The following is a 17,345-nucleotide window of genomic DNA, read 5'->3' on the forward strand; positions in this document are numbered from 1 at the left end:
TCTCATGGACACCAAATTGCTCGACATCCTCGCCTGCCCGATCTGCAAAGGCCCGCTCAAGCTCAGCGCCGACAAAACCGAGCTGATCAGTAAAGGCGCTGGCCTGGCATTTCCGATTCGCGATGGCATCCCGGTCATGCTCGAAAGTGAAGCCCGTACCCTGACCACTGACGAGCGTCTGGATAAATGACCACAGCCTTCACCGTCGTTATTCCCTCGCGTTTTGCCTCCACGCGCCTGCCGGGCAAACCGCTGCAGATGATCGCCGGCAAGCCGATGATCCAGCATGTCTGGGAACAGGCCTGCAAAAGCAGCGCCGAGCGTGTGGTCGTGGCCACCGATGATGTGCGCATCGTCGAGGCTTGCCAGGCGTTTGGTGCGCAAGTGGTAATGACCCGGGTTGATCACAATTCCGGGACTGACCGCCTGGCCGAAGTTGCCGCGCAGTTGGGCCTGGCGCCGGACGCCATCGTGGTCAACGTGCAAGGCGACGAGCCGTTGATTCCACCGGTGGTGATCGATCAGGTGGCCGCGAACCTGGCCGCCCATGCCGAAGCGCGCATGGCCACCTTGGCTGAGCCGATCGAAGACGTTGAAACCCTGTTCAACCCCAATGTGGTCAAGGTCGTCAGCGACCTGAACGGGTTGGCGCTGACCTTCAGCCGCGCCACCTTGCCGTGGGCGCGGGACGATTTTGCCAAGAGCCGAGAGCTATTGCCGGCCGGCGTGCCGTATCGCCGCCACATCGGGATCTACGCCTACCGTGCCGGTTTCCTGCATGACTTCGTCAGTTGGGGGCCATGCTGGCTGGAAAACACCGAGTGCCTGGAGCAACTGCGTGCGCTGTGGCACGGCGTGCGGATTCACGTTGCCGACGCAGTGATCGCGCCGCCCGCCGGTGTTGATACCTTTGAAGACCTTGAGCGCGTCCGTCGCCTGCTGGAGGCCTGATGCGGGTTCTGTTCGTCTGCCTGGGCAACATTTGCCGTTCGCCCACGGCCGAAGGCGTGCTGCGTCATAAATTGCGTGAAGCGGGGCTGGCCGATCAGGTCGAAGTCGCTTCCGCAGGCACTGGCGACTGGCATGTCGGCAAGGCGCCGGACAAGCGCAGCCAGGCGGCCGCGCTGCGCCGGGGCTACGACCTGTCGGCCCAGCGTGCCCGGCAAGTGAGTCGCGCCGATTTCGCAAGCTACGACCTGATCCTGGCGATGGACCAGAGCAACCTGCGCAACCTCAAGGCATTGCAGCCGGCCAAGGGCAGGGCAGAACTGGACTTGTTCCTGCGCCGTTATGAGTCGGTCGTGGATGAAGTGCCGGACCCGTACTACGACGGCGATCAAGGCTTTGAGCAGGTGCTGGACCTGATCGAGCGTGCCAGCGATCTGCTGGTGATTGAATTGAAGGGACGCTTATGACTTTGTACCTGCACTCGCAGGTTTCACTCAAGCCGTTCAACAGCTTTGGTGTGGATGTCCGTGCGCAGCTGTTCGCCGAGGCCCACAGCGATGCCGATGTGCGCGAAGCGCTGGCATACTCTGCCGCGCACACTGTGCCGTTGCTGGTGATCGGCGGCGGCAGCAACCTGCTGCTGACCGCGGATATTGCGGCGCTGGTACTGCGCATGGCCACGCGGGGCATTCGTGTAGTCAGTGACGATGGCCGCCAGGTGGTGATCGAGGCCGAGGCCGGGGAAACCTGGCATCCATTCGTCCAGTGGACGTTGGCGCAGGGCCTGTCGGGCCTTGAGAACCTCAGCCTGATTCCCGGCACTGTGGGGGCGGCACCGATGCAGAACATCGGCGCCTATGGGGTCGAAATCAAGGATGTGTTTGCCGGGTTGACCGCGCTGGACCGCCAGACCGGCGAACTGCGGGACTTCACGTTGGCCGACTGCAACTTCGCCTACCGCGACAGCGTGTTCAAGCAGCAGGTAGGGCGCTGGTTGATTCTGCGGGTACGCTTTGCCCTCGACCGCGTCGAGCATTTGCACCTGGAATATGGCCCGGTGCGTCAACGCCTGACCGAGCAAGGCATCGATCATCCGACCGCGACGGATGTCAGTCAGGCTATATGCAGCATCCGCAGCGAAAAACTCCCGGACCCTGCCGTGCTCGGCAATGCCGGCAGTTTCTTCAAGAACCCGTTGGTGTCGGCGGTGCTGGCGGCTGAGATCAGGCTCGCCCACCCAGGGTTGATCGGCTATCCGCAGCCGGACGGCAGGGTCAAGCTGGCGGCAGGCTGGTTGATCGAGCAGGCCGGCTGGAAGGGTTTCCGTGACGGTGACGCAGGTGTGCATCGCTTGCAGTCGCTGGTGCTGGTCAACTACGGCACGGCGACAGGGCTGCAGTTGTTGAACCTGGCGCAACGCATCCAGAAAGACATTGCCGAACGTTTCAATGTCGAGCTGGAAATGGAGCCGAATCAGTACTGATCTACGCTTTAAGCCTTGATTTAGAGCCCTAAAAGCCCTGCGAACCTGCTTTGGTTTCAGGGCTTTTTTGTTAATACCCGGTTAACTTTTTTTCTGAAGATGGTTCATTGAGCCTAGTAAGGTCTGAAGGCTTTTATGAAAGAGCCGATCAACCGAGCAGATCTGTGTACCTCCAGCCACTGTCAAACGACAGATTGCTCGTCCCCATAACTCTTATAACAAGGCGGGCGCGCCCATGATTACCCTGAAGCTCAATGGTCAAGACCATCAACTCGACGTCAGCGAGGACATGCCGCTGCTCTGGGCTATCCGCGACGTGGCCGGTTACAGCGGCACCAAGTTCGGCTGCGGGCTGGGCCTGTGCGGTGCCTGCACCCTGCATGTCGATGGCGCACCGGCGCGCAGTTGCATCACACCAGTCGGTTCGGTGAAAGGGCAGGACGTCGTCACTATTGAAAACCTGCATCGCGACCCGGTCGGGCAGGTGGTCCAGCAAGCCTGGCTGGATACAGCTGTCGCCCAGTGCGGTTTTTGCCAGGGTGGGCAGATCATGTCGGCCACTGCGCTCCTCAAAATCAATCCCAGGCCCAGCGACGAACAGATCGAAGAGGCGATGGTCGGCAACATTTGCCGCTGCGGCACCTACAACCGTATCAAAACAGCGATTCGTCAGGCAGCCACGCAGTTGCAGGAGGCCACGGCATGAGCCAGATGCCCAATGATTTCGCCCTGAGCAACCTCAGTCGGCGCGGATTTCTCAAAGGGGTCGGCGTCACTGGGGCGTTGGTATTGGCAGCCAGTTGGGGGTGGCAGGGTGCATTCGCTGAAGAAAAAGAAAGAAAGTTCGGTGCCGACGGGATGCCCAACGGATGGGTCGACGACCCTAAGGTTTACATCAGTATTGCTGCTGACGGTCATGTGACAGTGATCTGTAACCGTTCTGAAATGGGCCAGGGCATACGCACCAGCTTGGGAATGGTGGTTGCCGATGAGCTGGAGGCTGACTGGGCCCAAGTCAGTGTCGAGCAAGCCCCAGGGGATGAGGTGCGCTATGGTAATCAGAATACTGACGGCTCGCGCAGCATGCGTCATTGGTATGAGCCGATGCGCCGTTGCGGCGCGGCGGCCCGGGCAATGCTTGAACGCGCCGCGGCCGAGCAATGGAATGTGCCGGTTATCGAGTGCCGTGCGCAATTGCACACTGTGGTTCATCTGCCTAGTGGCCGAACGTTGGGGTACGGTGCCTTGGCAGCGACTGCCGGTGCGTTAAGGGTGCCTGCCCGTGATAGCGTGCGCCTGAAGGAGCCTTCCCGGTTCCGTTACATCGGCAAGCAAGCGAACTGGGCCGTCGACGGTGTGGATATCGTCAATGGCACTGCTGAGTACGGCGCCGATGTGCATTTTGACGGCATGCTCTTTGCCACTGTCGCGCGACCTGGCGTATACGGAGGTACCGTCAAATCCTTCGACGCCAGTGCCGCGATGAGGGTCCCGGGGGTGATCAAGGTCATGCAGATCGACAGTCGTCCGTTACCTTCTGCCTTTCAGCCTTTAGGCGGAATAGCCGTGATTGCAACGAACACCTGGGCAGCGATCAAGGGGCGCGAAGCGCTTAAGGTCGAATGGGTGGATGGCATCAACTCCAGTTATGACTCTATTGCATACCGTCAGCAGCTGGAGGCGTCTGCTTTGCGGCCAGGCAAAGTCGTGCGCAATAGCGGGGATGTCGATAAGGCGATAAGCGAGGCTGGCGTTCAGTTGGAAGCCCTCTACTATTTACCGCATCTGGCTCAGTCATCGATGGAGCCAGTCGTCGCTACCGCACGCTTTGACAATGGGCGTTGTGAGGTCTGGGCGCCGAGCCAGTCACCGCAAAGGGCCAGGGACGCAGTGGCAGAGCGTTTGGGTATAGATTCCGAGAAAGTGACGGTCAATGTCACTTTGCTGGGAGGTGGATTCGGTCGAAAGGCCAAGCCGGACTATGTCCTTGAGGCGGCGATTCTGGCCAGGGCCATGCCGGGAAAAGCGGTTCGTGTGCAATGGACTCGTGAAGATGATACCCATCACTCCTATTTTCATACTGTGTCGATGCAGTACCTCAAGGCCAGCCTGGGCAGTAACGGGCTCCCGACGAGCTGGCTGCATCGTACCGTGGCGCCTAGCATGACTGCATTGTTTGCACCCGCAGTGGTCAATCAGGGTGCGGCCGAACTGGGCATGGGCTTTACCAACATGGCTTATGCGATTCCCAATGTGCGCCTGGAAAACCCTGAAGCGGCGGCGCATACACGGGTGGGGTGGTATCGCGCCGTGTCGAACATTCCTCACGGCTTTGCGATCCAGAGCTTCGTCGATGAGTTGGCGCACAAGGCCGGTCAGGACCCGCTCAAGTACCAGATCAAACTGCTCGGGCCAGATCGTCAGATTGATCCGAGGACCTTGAGTGAAGAGTGGAACTACGGTGAATCGCCGCAGCGTTATCCGATTGATACCGCGCGCCTGCGAGGCGTGCTGGAAACCGCCGCCAAAGCCGCCGGTTGGGGGCGTGAGTTGCCCAAGGGGCGTGGCTTGGGGTTGGCGGTGCATTACAGCTTTGTGACTTATGTGGCGGCGGTGATCGAAGTTGAAGTCAAGGGCGATGGTACGCTCGTCGTGCACAAGGCGGACATTGCCGTGGATTGCGGCCCGCAGATCAACCCGGAGCGCATCCGCTCGCAGTTCGAGGGGGCCTGTGTGATGGGCCTGGGCAACGCGGTGCTGGGGGAAATCAGTTTCAAGGACGGCAAGGTCCAGCAGGACAACTTCCACATGTACGAAGTGGCGCGCATGTCTTTGGCACCGAAGGAGATCGCAGTGCATCTGGTGACCCCGTCGGGCGATGTGCCGTTGGGTGGCGTCGGTGAGCCGGGTGTGCCACCTATTGCGCCAGCGCTGTGCAACGCGATTTTTGCCGCCACCGGCAGGCGTATCCGCAACCTTCCGGTGCGTTATCAGTTGCAAGGCTGGCAGCAGGCCAAAGCCTGATGGACAGCGTCGACCTGAACGTTCTGCGCAGCGTGCTGGAGTGGCGCCGCGCCGGGCATCGCGTGATGCTCTACAGCGTGGTCCAGACCTGGGGCAGTGCGCCCAGGCCTGCGGGCGCGATGCTGGCGTTGCGTGAGGACGGGGTGGTGATCGGCTCGGTGTCCGGTGGTTGCATCGAGGACGATCTGATTGCCCGGATGCATGACGGCCGTATCGCGCCGCAAGGGCCGGTGGTGCAGTTGATGACGTATGGCGTCACCCGCGAAGAAGCGGCTCGGTTCGGTTTGCCGTGCGGCGGCACTCTGCGCCTGACCGAAGAGCGGGTGGGTGATCCGGCCTGGGTTGCAGAACTGCTGGCACGTTGTGAGGCCCATGAGATTGTCGCTCGCGAACTGAACCTCGACACTGGAGCCGTGGTGTTGCAGGCGGCCAGCAAAAACGAGGCCCTGACCTTTGATGGGCGTACCTTGCGTGCGATTTACGGTCCGCGCTGGCGGCTGCTATTGATCGGCGCGGGGCAGTTGTCGCGGTATGTCGCCGAGATGGCGCGGTTGCTGGATTTCGAAGTGCTGATCTGCGACCCGCGCAAAGAGTTTGTGCATGGCTGGGAAGCGCAACATGGGCGTTTCGTACCGGGCATGCCCGATGAGGCCGTGCTGAGTATCCAGACCGATGAGCGCACGGCGATTGTCGCGCTGACCCACGATCCACGGCTGGACGATATGGCACTGCTGACTGCGCTGGATTCCAGGGCGTTTTACGTGGGGGCGCTGGGTTCGCGGACCAACAGCCAAAAACGTCGTGAAAACCTCGCGGCGCTGGGCTTGTCCGCTCAGGCCATCGAGCGGCTGCACGGCCCTGTCGGCGTGTACATCGGCAGCCATACCCCGGCGGAAATCGCCTTGTCGTTAATGGCCGAGATTGTGGCGATCAAGAATGGCGTCGAGTTGCAGCAGAAAAAACCGTCGCAGGCAGGCGGGTGAGCGAGCCCGTCGGCGTCATCGTGCTGGCAGCGGGGCAGGGCAGTCGGTTCCGCAAGGTAACGGGTGTCGAGAAGGACAAACTGTTGGCGGACTGTGTGGGGCGTGACGGTGTCATGCGTTCGGTGATCGAGCAGGTGCTGGTGAATCTGCCGGCCAGCCTTGAACGGCGCGTGCTGGTCACCACTGAGGATCGCCCTCAGGTGATTCGTATGGCGAAGGCTTATGGTTGCGAGACGGTGTTGATTGAATCGACAGGCATGGGGGACAGCATTGCGGCTGGGGTTGCGGCGTGTTCGCAGCTTGATGGCTGGCTGGTGGTGTTGGGGGATATGCCGTTTGTCTTGCCATCAAGTATTGAACGGATTGTTGAGGGAATAGCCGTCGATACCATCAGTGTGCCCGTGCTGGGCGGCGAGTTTGGGCATCCGGTGGGGTTTGGGCGTTCGTTTGGTGCGCAGCTGATTGCGTTGTCCGGTGATCGCGGGGCGAAGCCGTTGTTTGCGTCGGCGAAGGTTGTTGAGTGGGTGGTGGATGACCCAGGTGTGTTGTGGGATGTGGACGTGCCAGCGGCGCTGGTATTCAGGTAGTCCGGGCGCAGTTCCCCTGTGGGAGTGAGCTTGCTCGCGAAGACGGTGAGTCAGCTTGCATTAATGTTGAATGTTGAACCGCTTTCGTCGGAGCGCTACCCGGAGCAAGCCCGCTCCCACAGGGGATCGATGTGATGTTCAAAGGCATAAAAAAACCCCGCCTGGGTAACCAGGCGGGGTTTTTAGTGGCTGATGGAATCAGGCGAGGGGTTTAGGCTCGTGTTCTTTTTCCAGGGCCTCAGGGTGTTGCTCTGCCACTTCGTCAACGGAACGCAGGTTCTCGTCGATGGTCGGGGCAGCAGGCTCGGCGGCAACTTCAGTCACCGGGGCAGCAGCTGCCTCGATCACTTCAGCGACAACCGGAGCAGGCTCGGCAGCAACCGGGGCAGCAGCGGCAGCCAGTTCGGCTTCCTTCTGCAGGCGCTCGGCTTCACGCTTGCGGCGACGCACTTCACGTGGGTCGTTCGGCGCGCGGCCATTTTCGGTCAGCGCGCTGACAGGTGCAGCTTCAACCACCGGTGCAACCACTTCGGCAACCACAGGCGCTTCTACTGGAGCCGGCTCGGCAGCCACAACCACCGGTGCAACAACCACTTCAGCCACCGGTGCCGGAGCCTCAACCGCTACAGGCTCTGCAACCCAGTTGAACGCAGTTTGCTCTTCGCGAGCTTCAGGCGCTGTTTCAGCAACTGGCGCTTCAATCACAGGTTCTGCAACGACAACCGGCTCTTGAGCGACAACAACCGGCTCAACGACCGCTTGAGCTTCAGGCTGTACTTCGCGAACCTGGGCCACTTCAACGGCAGGGGCGACTGGTGCTTCGACCGGAGTTGTCGCTTCCACGACGGGCGCTTCAACCTGAGCGACTTGCGCAGCAGCGTCCTGAACCACGGCAGTGGCACGTTCGGCTTGCTGGTGAGCCTGAGCTTCGGCTGGAGCACTGATCACGGTGCTGGCAACAGCAGCGGTAACCGCCAGGCCGGCAGCCAGTTCAGCGCCCGTTGGCTCTTCGCTGGTTTCGGACTCTTCCGAGCCTTCGATCACGTTGCCGTTGGCATCGCGTTGACGCTCGCGACGGTTGCTGCGACGACGCTGACCGCGGGAGCGGCGGCGTGGACGATCGCCTTCGGCGTTGTCCTGAGCGTCTTCGGACAGTTGCTCTTCGTTCGGCAGTTCTTCTTCGGCAACAGCCGCTACAGCTTGCTCTGCACGTGGTTGACGCTCTTCACGCGGTGGGCGTGGGGCACGTTCTTCGCGTGGCTGGCGAGCCGGACGCTCTTCAGCAGCGGCAGCGGCCGGAGCAGCATCCAGCGGTTCGCGCAGTTCGCGCACCGGACGCTCTTCACGCTCGCCACGTGGCTTGCGATCTTCGCGAGGGGCGCGTGGAGCACGTTCTTCACGTGGTGGGCGTGGCGCGCGTTCTTCGCGAGCTACTGCCGGGGTTTCTTCACGGGCTTCGCGTGGTTGACGCTCTTCGCGAGGCTCGCGTGGTACGCGTTCTTCACGAGGTGCACGTTCTTCGCGTGGCTTGCGCTCTTCATCGCGGCGACCATTACGGTTGCGGCTTTGCTGGCGACCGTTGCGACGCTCTTCATTGCGTGCCGGACGCTCGGAGGCTGGCTTTTCAACCACAACCGGGGCTGCAGGCTCTTCCTTGGTGGCGAACAGGCTGACCAGCGATTTCACCAGGCCTTTGAACAGGCTTGGCTCTGGCACGACGGCTGGCGCGGCAACCGGAGCAGCAGCGGCTTCGGTTGGGACCGGAGCGTTGGCGCGGGCGGGCGCGGTTTTCACAGCAGCTTCCTGGCGAACCAGGGTGCGAGTGGCGGCGGCCGGTTGGACTTCTTCCACTTCAGCAGCGGCAGCAGCGATTTCGTAGCTGGACTGGTTGATGTGGGCTTCCGGGCTGTCATCGCGCAGACGCTGAACTTCGAAGTGCGGCGTTTCGAGGTGATCGTTCGGCAGAATGACGATGCGGGCGCGGGTGCGCAGTTCGATCTTGGTGATCGAGTTGCGTTTTTCGTTGAGCAGGAACGCGGCAACCGGGATCGGCACTTGGGCGCGGACTTCGGCGGTGCGGTCTTTCAGGGCTTCTTCTTCGATCAGGCGCAGGATCGCCAGCGACAGCGATTCAACATCACGGATGATGCCGGTGCCGTTGCAACGCGGGCAGACGATGCCGCTGCTTTCGCCCAGGGATGGACGCAGGCGCTGACGGGACATTTCCAGCAGGCCGAAGCGCGAGATGCGACCGACCTGCACGCGAGCGCGGTCGGCTTCCAGGCATTCGCGGACTTTCTCTTCCACGGCGCGCTGGTTCTTGGCAGGGGTCATGTCGATGAAGTCGATGACGATCAGGCCGCCGATGTCGCGCAGGCGCAACTGACGGGCGATTTCTTCGGCCGCTTCAAGGTTGGTTTGCAGGGCGGTTTCTTCGATGTCGCTGCCTTTGGTGGCGCGCGCCGAGTTGATGTCGATGGACACCAGGGCTTCGGTCGGATCGATAACGATGGAACCGCCGGAAGGCAGTTCAACGACGCGCTGGAAAGCGGTCTCGATCTGGCTTTCGATCTGGAAGCGGTTGAACAGCGGCACGCTGTCTTCGTACAGCTTGATCTTGCTGGCGTACTGCGGCATCACCTGGCGGATGAAGGTCAGGGCTTCGTCCTGGGCTTCAACGCTGTCGATCAGCACTTCGCCGATGTCCTGGCGCAGGTAATCGCGGATCGCGCGGATGATCACGTTGCTTTCCTGGTAGATCAGGAAGGGGGCAGAGCGATCCAGCGAAGCTTCTTTGATGGCGGTCCAGAGTTGCAGCAGGTAGTCGAGGTCCCACTGCATTTCTTCGCTGCTGCGGCCCAGGCCGGCAGTGCGCACGATCAGGCCCATGTCGGCTGGGGCAACCAGACCGTTCAGGGCTTCACGCAGTTCGTTGCGCTCTTCACCTTCGATACGACGGGAGATACCGCCTGCACGCGGGTTGTTCGGCATCAGCACCAGGTAACGACCGGCCAGGCTGATGAACGTGGTCAGGGCGGCGCCCTTGTTGCCACGTTCTTCTTTTTCGACCTGAACGATGACTTCCTGGCCTTCGCTCAGGACGTCCTTGATGTTGACGCGGCCTTCAGGGGCTTTCTTGAAGTATTCGCGGGAGATTTCTTTGAGTGGCAGGAAGCCGTGGCGCTCAGAGCCGAAATCGACAAAGGCAGCCTCAAGGCTTGGTTCGATACGAGTAATCCGGCCTTTATAGATGTTGGCCTTCTTCTGCTCGCGTGCACCGGATTCGATGTCCAGGTCGTAGAGGCGCTGGCCATCTACCAGTGCAACACGCAACTCTTCGGGTTGAGTTGCGTTAATCAGCATTCTTTTCATGTAGTACCGTCGGTTTCCGGGCTGCCGGAAACGGCGTTCGGCACACACGACTTCTCACGGTCGGTGTCAGGTGCGTCAGAAGTGGTTGGCCACTCCAGTGTCTAGCGAGGCTCGACCAATGGGGGCGAACTCGCGACGTACGCGTCCTGCTTGCTGTGGCTACTTAAGCACTCAGTCAGGAGGAGGAATCAACCGGCGACTGTGGACGAGATGAAGCGTCTAAATACAAGCCTAGTGCTACACAGTCCGACGGTTGTGCATCTCCACCCTACACGTATCCCTGATAATTCGGGTGCTGCCGCGCGCAGAATCCGCAGCGGGTTGGCATTTACCGTGTTCTCCAAAGGGGAGTTCACGCTCATGGCTAATCAAGACCGGGTGAGGGGTGTTGCACATCACCCGGCTTGTAACAGGCGTTGTTTCCGAAGCATTCGCTCAAGGCTTGATTCGAGACTGACTGCACTTTGTGAACTGGCCGTAAATATCGGCGCAACAGACGAGCGGTAACTCAGTTTGCTGCACTCGCTTCAGGCCTCATGTCACCTGCGCTCGTTACAATCACGAACCTTCCATTGGTAGCGAAAGCCCCGTAGGACGGCCTCGCGTCCTGATGAATTGCGTTGGTCAGGGCCGGCTGTTTGCCGTTGATCCTCTGTCCGGGCCGCTTTTGGCGGCGTTCGCGACTATAGCAGCAATGATTAAGTGCTTCAATTCCATAAAAAATTGTTATCATTCGCGGCATGACGACTACTGCCCCCTCGACCCCAGGCGTCCAACTGCTTGAGGTCTCGCCGGAATATGCCGGCCAACGTATTGATAACTTCCTTCTCGCTCGGCTCAAAGGCGTGCCCAAGACCTTGATTTACCGCATTTTGCGTAAAGGCGAAGTGCGAGTGAACAAAGGTCGGATCAAGCCCGAATACAAGCTGCAGGCGGGCGATATCGTGCGCGTGCCGCCGGTGCGTGTGCCTGAGCGCGACGAGCCGGTGCCACTGGCACAAGGCCTGCTCCAGCGCCTCGAAGCTTCGATTGTGTTCGAAGACAAGGCGCTGATCGTGATCAACAAGCCTTGTGGCATTGCTGTTCATGGCGGCAGTGGCTTGAATTACGGCGTGATCGAAGCCTTTCGTCAGTTGCGTCCGGATTGCAAGGAGCTTGAGCTGGTTCACCGTCTCGATCGTGACACCTCCGGCCTGCTGATGATCGCCAAAAAGCGCAGCATGCTGCGTCACTTGCATACGGCATTGCGCGGTGACGGCGTCGACAAGCGCTACATGGCGCTGGTCCGCGGTAACTGGGCGGCATCGATCAAGCAAGTCCGTGCGCCGCTGGGCAAGAGCAATCTGCGCTCCGGCGAGCGCATGGTCGAGGTCGACGAGGAGGAGGGCAAGGAGTCTGTGACCGTGTTCAAGGTCCTGCGTCGCTTCGGTGACTTTGCCACCATGATCGAAGCCAGGCCGATTACCGGTCGGACTCACCAGATTCGCGTCCACACCCTGCACGCCGGCCATTGCATTGCGGGCGACACCAAGTACGGCGATGACGATTTCAGCAAGGAAATCCGCGATCTGGGCGGAAAGCGCCTGTTCCTGCATGCCTACATGCTGACCGTGCCGCTGCCGGAGGGTGGCGAGCTGAAGTTGCAGGCGCCCGTGGATGAAATGTGGGCCAAGACCGTGGAGCGCCTGAGTGCACCCATCTGATTACAAGCTGCTGGTTTTCGATTGGGACGGCACGCTGGCCGACTCCATTGGTCGGATTGTCGAGGCGATGCATGTCGCCTCTGAGCGCTCGGGTTTTGCATTGCGCGATGACCTGGCGGTCAAAGGCATTATCGGCCTGGGCTTGCCAGAAGCGATCCGTACGCTTTATCCGCAGATTGGCGATGCCGAGCTGGTGGCGTTCCGTCAGCATTACGCGGATCACTACATCGCATCCGAGGCTGTGCCTTCGCCGCTGTTCGAGGGGGTGCTGGAGTCGCTGGAAGCCTTTCGCGCCGAGGGTTATCAGCTCGCTGTGGCCACCGGCAAGGCGCGTCGCGGTCTGGATCGGGTGTTGAAGTCTCATGGCTGGGAAGATTTTTTCGATATCACCCGTGCCGCCGACGAAACCGCGAGCAAGCCGCACCCGCTGATGCTGGAAGAAATTCTCGCGCATTGTGGTGTTAGTGCGCAGCAGGCGTTGATGGTGGGGGACTCGTCCTTCGATTTGCAGATGGCGCGCAATGCCGGGATGGATTCGGTGGCGGTCAGCTATGGTGCTCAATCGATGGAAGCCTTGCGTGCGTTCGAGCCGCGGCTGGCCATTGATCATTTTTCGCAATTGCACGCTTGGCTGAGCCAGCGCGCCTAAACGATTTTTGCTGGGGAAGATGGCATGACCGACGAATGGAAGGAGCCTGTGAAGGCCGGTGCCGAGAGTGGTGACAACAAGAGCTGGAAGCTGCTGGAGAAGACGCTGCTGGCGGGTGTTCAGGAGCAGCGGCGCTCGCGACGCTGGGGGATCTTTTTCAAGCTGCTGACGTTTGTTTATCTGTTCGTCGCGCTGATCCTCTTCACGCCGCTGATGGACATTGAAAAAAGCGCGACTCGCGGGCCGGGCTACACAGCCTTGATCGAGATCACGGGCATGATTGCCGACAAGGAACCGGCCAGTGCCGACAATATCGTCGGCAGTCTGCGCACGGCGTTCGAGGATCCGAAGGTCAAGGGTATAGTGCTGCGCATCAACAGCCCTGGTGGCAGCCCGGTGCAGTCGGGCTATGTGTATGACGAGATCGGCCGGCTGCGTGCCCTGCATCCGAATATCAAGGTTTATGCGGTAATTTCCGATCTAGGTGCCTCGGGTGCTTATTACATCGCCAGTGCGGCGGATCAGATCTACGCCGACAAGGCGAGCCTGGTGGGCTCCATTGGTGTGACAGCGGCCGGTTATGGCTTTGTCGGCGCCATGGAGAAGCTTGGCGTCGAACGTCGGACCTACACGTCGGGCGAGCACAAGTCGTTCCTTGATCCGTTCCAGCCGCAAAAGCCTGAAGAAACACAGTTCTGGCAGGGTGTGCTGGATACGACACATCAGCAGTTCATTGCCAGCGTCAAGAAGGGGCGTGGTGATCGCCTGAAGGATAAGGAGCATCCAGAGCTGTTCTCCGGGCTGGTCTGGTCGGGCGAGCAGGCGTTGCCGTTGGGCTTGATCGATGGTCTGGGCAGTGCCAGTTCGGTGGCGCGTGACGTGATTGGTGAAAAAGAACTGGTCGACTTCACGATTCAGGAGTCGCCGTTCGATCGTTTCTCCAAGAAGCTCGGTGCCAGCGTGGCTGCACAGTTAGCCATGTGGATGGGCTTTCAGGGGCCTGCGTTGCGTTGAGTGTTTCGCGGTACAAAAGAACCGGCCCTCGTGGCCGGTTTTTTGTGGGTTGCGTAGTTTCGAAGGTTTGCGGATGGTCTAGGGGGTTTGTATGCCTTCGGCCAGCAGCATGTCTACCAGGCGAATCAGTGGCAGGCCGACCAGGCTGGTGGCGTCTGGCCCTTCGGTGCTTTGAAACAGGCTCACGCCCAACCCTTCGGCCTTGAAGCTGCCAGCGCAGTCATAGGGCTGTTCGGCATGCAGGTAGCGTTCGATGGTTGCTTGATCCAGTGTGCGCATGTGTACGGTGAAGGGGATGCAGTCGACCTGGCAGTGGCCCGTCTGGCTGTTGAGCAGCGCCAGGCCGGTCAGGAAGGTCACCCGGGTGCCGCTGGCCGCCAGGAGTTGCTCGCGGGCTTTCTCGAAAGTGTGGGGCTTGCCGATGATTTGGTCGTTGAGGACGGCGACCTGGTCCGAGCCGATGATCAGGTGTGCAGGGTGGCTGTCTGACAGGGCCTGGGCTTTTTCCATGGCAAGGCGTTTTACCAGGTCGGCTGCTGATTCGCCGTGCTGATGGCGTTCGTCGATATCCGGGCTGCTGCAGATGAATGGTAATTGCAGGCGGGCCAGCAATTGCCGGCGATAAACCGAGCTTGAAGCGAGTAATAAAGGCAGCATGCGGCTCTCCAAAAGTCAGTTGTAAATTCTAGCGAGGCTTGCAAGTGACGCACAGGGCTGAATTTCCTTTGACATGGCTGGGTGCATCCCTATAATGCTGCGCCTATGTTGAATGACCCGATTCCACCTCACGTTGACCCGCGCAAATTGGCTGATCGTGGCACCACCCTTCAAGGTGAAATGCTGCTGGCCGATTTGGAGAGACTCTGCGACCCGCTTTCCGACACTGTCGGTACGGTGCAGGCTAAATTCGTTTTTGAACGAGATGAACGTAAATCTGTGGTAATTCACAGCTTTATCGACACCGAGGTCAAAATGGTTTGCCAGCGTTGTCTTGAGCTGGTCACCCTGCCGATTCACAGCGAATGCAGTTATGCTGTGGTGAAGGAGGGTGCGAATACCCAGTCGTTGCCGAAAGGTTATGACGTGCTGGAACTGGGCGAAGATCCTTTGGATCTGCAGTCACTGATCGAGGAGGAGCTTTTGCTCGCCTTGCCCATTGTGCCTGCTCATCATCCGGAAGAATGCCAGCAGCCGGCGGGTCTCGATGAGCCCGAACCGAGCGAGGACGAGGTAACGCGGTCCAACCCGTTCAGTGTATTGGCGCAGTTAAAGCGTGACCCAAACGTTTAGGAGTTAATCAATTATGGCTGTTCAGCAGAACAAAAAATCCCGCTCTGCCCGTGACATGCGTCGTTCGCACGACGCTCTCTCGGCTAGCACCCTGTCTGTAGAAAAAACCACTGGTGAAGTTCACCTGCGTCACCACGTATCGCCAGAAGGCGTATACCGTGGCCGTAAAGTGATCGACAAGGGCGCTGACGAGTAATCACTTGTCCGCTCAAGTCATCGCGATTGACGCAATGGGCGGGGACTTCGGTCCCCGCAGCATTGTTCAGGCCAGCCTTGCTTGCCTATCTGCTACGCCCTCGCTGCACCTGACCCTCGTCGGTCAACCCTCCTTATTAGAAGATTTGATTGCCAGCCATTCGGTTGTGGATCGCGCACGCCTGACGATTGCACCGGCCGCCGACGTCATCGGCATGGACGAAAAACCTTCGCAAGCCCTGCGCGGCAAACCTGACTCGTCGATGCGAGTGGCACTTGAGTTGTTGCGTGATGGCAAGGTCCAGGCGTGTGTCAGTGCCGGTAATACAGGGGCGCTCATGGCGCTTTCGCGTTATGTGCTCAAGACGTTGCCGGGTATCGACCGGCCTGCGATGGTGGCGGCGATCCCGACTCAGCGTGGCTATTGCCAGTTGCTTGACCTGGGGGCCAATGTCGATTGCAGTGCCGAGCACCTGTTTCAGTTCGCGGTCATGGGGTCGGTTGCGGCGGAAGCCCTGGGCATCACGCGCCCACGGGTTGCGCTGCTGAATATCGGGACTGAAGACATCAAGGGTAATCAACAGGTCAAGCTGGCGGCGACGTTATTGCAAAATGCGCGAGGCCTGAACTACATCGGTTTTGTCGAGGGCGATGGTGTGTATCGCGGCGAGGCTGATGTGGTGGTATGTGATGGTTTTGTCGGCAACATCCTGCTCAAGTCCAGTGAAGGTCTGGCGACGATGATCGCCGGACGGATCGAGGCCTTGTTCAAGAAAAACCTGGCTTCAAGGATGGTGGGGGCGCTGGCGTTGCCCTTGATGAAGCGTTTGCAGGCGGATCTGGCGCCTGCGCGACACAATGGCGCAAGCTTTCTTGGCTTGCAGGGTATCGTCGTTAAAAGTCATGGATCGGCCGGTGTTCAGGGGTTTCAAAGCGCTATACAGCGGGCGTTGATCGAGATTCAAGAGAATCTGCCGCAGCGCTTGCACGGGCGGCTGGAGGATTTGTTGCTTTAGGCATTTTCGTCTGACAATGCTTAAATGTGACCGCTCGGTTCAATTGGCCATCCAACTGTCAGTTTCTGGCGTCCCTCGCATGGGGGCGTCAATTATCCGACGACAAGATCATTAGGGGCTTGTTACATGTCTGCTTCCCTCGCATTCGTCTTTCCAGGACAGGGTTCGCAGTCCCTCGGCATGCTGGCCGAGTTGGGCGCGCAACATCCACTGATCCTCGATACCTTCAAAGAAGCTTCCGATGCTCTGGGTTACGACCTGTGGGCACTGACCCAGCAGGGGCCGGAAGAGCAACTCAATCAAACCGACAAAACCCAGCCGGCCATTCTCACCGCCTCGATCGCCCTGTGGCGTCTGTGGCTGGCTGAGGGCGGCGCGCGTCCGGCTTACGTTGCCGGTCACAGTCTGGGTGAGTACAGCGCGCTGGTCGCGGCTGGCAGCCTGAGCCTGGGCGATGCGGTCAAACTGGTCGAGCGTCGTGGCCAGTTGATGCAGGAAGCGGTTCCGGCCGGGCAGGGCGGCATGGCTGCCATCCTGGGTCTGGAAGATGCTGATGTGCTGGCCGCCTGTGCCGAAGCCGCGCAAGGTGAAGTGGTCAGCGCGGTGAACTTCAATTCCCCGGGCCAAGTGGTTATCGCGGGTGCCAAGGCTGCTGTCGAGCGCGCCATTGAAGGCTGCAAGGCGCGTGGTGCCAAGCGCGCCATGCCGCTGCCGGTCAGCGTGCCGTCGCACTGCGAGTTGATGCGCCCGGCTGCCGAGCGTTTCGCTGAATCGATCGCTGCGATCGACTGGCAGGTGCCGCAGATTCCTGTTGTGCAGAACGTCAGCGCTAATGTGGCTGCCGATCTGGAGACCCTCAAGCGCGATCTGCTGGAGCAGCTGTACAAGCCGGTTCGCTGGGTCGAGTCGGTCCAGGTGCTGGCTGCCAAGGGCGCCACTCAACTGGTTGAGTGCGGTCCTGGCAAAGTCCTGGCCGGTCTGAACAAACGCTGCGCCGATGGCGTGTCGACCTCTAACCTGAATACACCAGATACCTTCGCTGCCGCCCGCGCAGTGTTGGTCTGAATTAGGAGAAGCCTGC

The 17,345-nt window shown here is 60.1% G+C and carries 17 protein-coding genes; 15 read left to right on the top strand and 2 right to left on the bottom strand.

The features are described 5' to 3' along the window. Positions 1–4: 4 nt before the first annotated feature. From AC1Z1G_RS08555 to AC1Z1G_RS08590, 8 genes are all read left to right on the top strand, one after another. Positions 5–190 carry a Trm112 family protein gene (locus AC1Z1G_RS08555; RefSeq protein WP_087265487.1) on the top strand — a complete coding sequence of 62 codons (186 nt, stop codon included), beginning with the start codon at positions 5–7 and terminating at the stop codon, positions 188–190. Continuing rightward, positions 187–951: a 3-deoxy-manno-octulosonate cytidylyltransferase gene (gene kdsB, locus AC1Z1G_RS08560; protein WP_483626385.1), complete on the top strand. Its 765-nt coding sequence runs from the start codon at positions 187–189 to the stop codon at positions 949–951. Before AC1Z1G_RS08555 ends, kdsB begins: the two co-directional genes overlap by 4 nt. After that, positions 951–1,415: a low molecular weight protein-tyrosine-phosphatase gene (locus AC1Z1G_RS08565; RefSeq protein ID WP_483626387.1), complete on the top strand. Its 465-nt coding sequence runs from the start codon at positions 951–953 to the stop codon at positions 1,413–1,415. The genes kdsB and AC1Z1G_RS08565 overlap by 1 nt, the downstream gene beginning before the upstream one ends. Then, a complete protein-coding gene (gene murB, locus AC1Z1G_RS08570; protein ID WP_483626389.1) occupies positions 1,412–2,431 on the top strand; it encodes a UDP-N-acetylmuramate dehydrogenase in 1,020 nt (339 codons plus the stop codon). The genes AC1Z1G_RS08565 and murB overlap by 4 nt, the downstream gene beginning before the upstream one ends. Before the next feature lie 235 nt (positions 2,432–2,666). Further along, positions 2,667–3,137: a (2Fe-2S)-binding protein gene (locus AC1Z1G_RS08575; RefSeq protein WP_483626391.1), complete on the top strand. Its 471-nt coding sequence runs from the start codon at positions 2,667–2,669 to the stop codon at positions 3,135–3,137. Then, on the top strand, positions 3,134–5,455 hold the full coding sequence (locus AC1Z1G_RS08580) for a xanthine dehydrogenase family protein molybdopterin-binding subunit (protein WP_483626393.1): 2,322 nt from the start codon (positions 3,134–3,136) through the stop codon (positions 5,453–5,455). The genes AC1Z1G_RS08575 and AC1Z1G_RS08580 overlap by 4 nt, the downstream gene beginning before the upstream one ends. Further along, entirely contained in the window at positions 5,455–6,438 is a 984-nt protein-coding gene (locus tag AC1Z1G_RS08585; protein ID WP_483626395.1) for an XdhC family protein, read from the top strand. The genes AC1Z1G_RS08580 and AC1Z1G_RS08585 overlap by 1 nt, the downstream gene beginning before the upstream one ends. After that, complete coding sequence (locus AC1Z1G_RS08590; protein ID WP_483626397.1) at positions 6,435–7,025, top strand: nucleotidyltransferase family protein; 591 nt, start codon at positions 6,435–6,437, stop codon at positions 7,023–7,025. Before AC1Z1G_RS08585 ends, AC1Z1G_RS08590 begins: the two co-directional genes overlap by 4 nt. Before the next feature lie 198 nt (positions 7,026–7,223). Here AC1Z1G_RS08590 and rne read toward each other — a convergent pair whose 3' ends face one another. Next, on the bottom strand, positions 7,224–10,397 hold the full coding sequence (rne, locus tag AC1Z1G_RS08595) for a ribonuclease E (protein ID WP_483626398.1): 3,174 nt from the start codon (positions 10,395–10,397) through the stop codon (positions 7,224–7,226). Between the two features lie 740 nt (positions 10,398–11,137). On the opposite strand from rne, the gene rluC reads away from it, so the two are divergent. From rluC to sppA, 3 genes are read left to right on the top strand one after another with little or no spacing between them, the layout of a single operon-like run. Further along, positions 11,138–12,100 (top strand): 23S rRNA pseudouridine(955/2504/2580) synthase RluC, encoded by a 963-nt coding sequence (gene rluC / locus AC1Z1G_RS08600; protein ID WP_483626399.1) that lies wholly within the window; start codon positions 11,138–11,140, stop codon positions 12,098–12,100. Beyond that, positions 12,087–12,749, top strand: coding sequence for an HAD-IA family hydrolase (locus tag AC1Z1G_RS08605; RefSeq protein ID WP_483626401.1), 663 nt, complete (start codon positions 12,087–12,089; stop codon positions 12,747–12,749). Before rluC ends, AC1Z1G_RS08605 begins: the two co-directional genes overlap by 14 nt. Before the next feature lie 24 nt (positions 12,750–12,773). Beyond that, positions 12,774–13,763, top strand: a complete 990-nt coding sequence (gene sppA / locus AC1Z1G_RS08610) for a signal peptide peptidase SppA (protein ID WP_483626402.1) — start codon at positions 12,774–12,776, stop codon at positions 13,761–13,763. Between the two features lie 78 nt (positions 13,764–13,841). Here sppA and AC1Z1G_RS08615 read toward each other — a convergent pair whose 3' ends face one another. Beyond that, complete coding sequence (locus AC1Z1G_RS08615; protein WP_483626404.1) at positions 13,842–14,420, bottom strand: Maf family protein; 579 nt, start codon at positions 14,418–14,420, stop codon at positions 13,842–13,844. Between the two features lie 105 nt (positions 14,421–14,525). Here AC1Z1G_RS08615 and AC1Z1G_RS08620 point away from each other — a divergent pair, with 105 nt between their 5' ends. From AC1Z1G_RS08620 to fabD, 4 genes are all read left to right on the top strand, one after another. Beyond that, on the top strand, positions 14,526–15,053 hold the full coding sequence (locus AC1Z1G_RS08620; RefSeq protein ID WP_008152342.1) for a YceD family protein: 528 nt from the start codon (positions 14,526–14,528) through the stop codon (positions 15,051–15,053). A gap of 13 nt (positions 15,054–15,066) precedes the next feature. Further along, complete coding sequence (gene rpmF / locus AC1Z1G_RS08625; RefSeq protein WP_008375086.1) at positions 15,067–15,249, top strand: 50S ribosomal protein L32; 183 nt, start codon at positions 15,067–15,069, stop codon at positions 15,247–15,249. A 4-nt stretch (positions 15,250–15,253) separates the two neighbouring features. Further along, positions 15,254–16,264 (top strand): phosphate acyltransferase PlsX, encoded by a 1,011-nt coding sequence (gene plsX, locus AC1Z1G_RS08630; RefSeq protein WP_483626406.1) that lies wholly within the window; start codon positions 15,254–15,256, stop codon positions 16,262–16,264. Positions 16,265–16,390: 126 nt separating this feature from the next. After that, positions 16,391–17,329, top strand: coding sequence for an ACP S-malonyltransferase (gene fabD / locus AC1Z1G_RS08635; protein WP_483626408.1), 939 nt, complete (start codon positions 16,391–16,393; stop codon positions 17,327–17,329). Positions 17,330–17,345 lie beyond the last annotated feature (16 nt).

The organism is Pseudomonas sp. JL27(2026), from assembly GCF_056933555.1.

Bases quoted from the DNA above. Each gene is read 5' to 3' on its own strand.
- fabD (WP_483626408.1), top strand. From the start codon at position 16,391: ATGTCTGCTTCCCTCGCATTCGTCTTTCCAGGACAGGGTTCGCAGTCC.
- rpmF (WP_008375086.1), top strand. From the start codon at position 15,067: ATGGCTGTTCAGCAGAACAAAAAATCCCGCTCTGCCCGTGACATGCGT.
- AC1Z1G_RS08585 (WP_483626395.1), top strand. From the start codon at position 5,455: ATGGACAGCGTCGACCTGAACGTTCTGCGCAGCGTGCTGGAGTGGCGC.
- AC1Z1G_RS08555 (WP_087265487.1), top strand. From the start codon at position 5: ATGGACACCAAATTGCTCGACATCCTCGCCTGCCCGATCTGCAAAGGC.
- AC1Z1G_RS08580 (WP_483626393.1), top strand. From the start codon at position 3,134: ATGAGCCAGATGCCCAATGATTTCGCCCTGAGCAACCTCAGTCGGCGC.
- AC1Z1G_RS08615 (WP_483626404.1), bottom strand. From the start codon at position 14,420: ATGCTGCCTTTATTACTCGCTTCAAGCTCGGTTTATCGCCGGCAATTG.
- AC1Z1G_RS08620 (WP_008152342.1), top strand. From the start codon at position 14,526: ATGTTGAATGACCCGATTCCACCTCACGTTGACCCGCGCAAATTGGCT.
- AC1Z1G_RS08565 (WP_483626387.1), top strand. From the start codon at position 951: ATGCGGGTTCTGTTCGTCTGCCTGGGCAACATTTGCCGTTCGCCCACG.
- murB (WP_483626389.1), top strand. From the start codon at position 1,412: ATGACTTTGTACCTGCACTCGCAGGTTTCACTCAAGCCGTTCAACAGC.
- AC1Z1G_RS08575 (WP_483626391.1), top strand. From the start codon at position 2,667: ATGATTACCCTGAAGCTCAATGGTCAAGACCATCAACTCGACGTCAGC.
- kdsB (WP_483626385.1), top strand. From the start codon at position 187: ATGACCACAGCCTTCACCGTCGTTATTCCCTCGCGTTTTGCCTCCACG.
- sppA (WP_483626402.1), top strand. From the start codon at position 12,774: ATGACCGACGAATGGAAGGAGCCTGTGAAGGCCGGTGCCGAGAGTGGT.
- rluC (WP_483626399.1), top strand. From the start codon at position 11,138: ATGACGACTACTGCCCCCTCGACCCCAGGCGTCCAACTGCTTGAGGTC.
- rne (WP_483626398.1), bottom strand. From the start codon at position 10,397: ATGAAAAGAATGCTGATTAACGCAACTCAACCCGAAGAGTTGCGTGTT.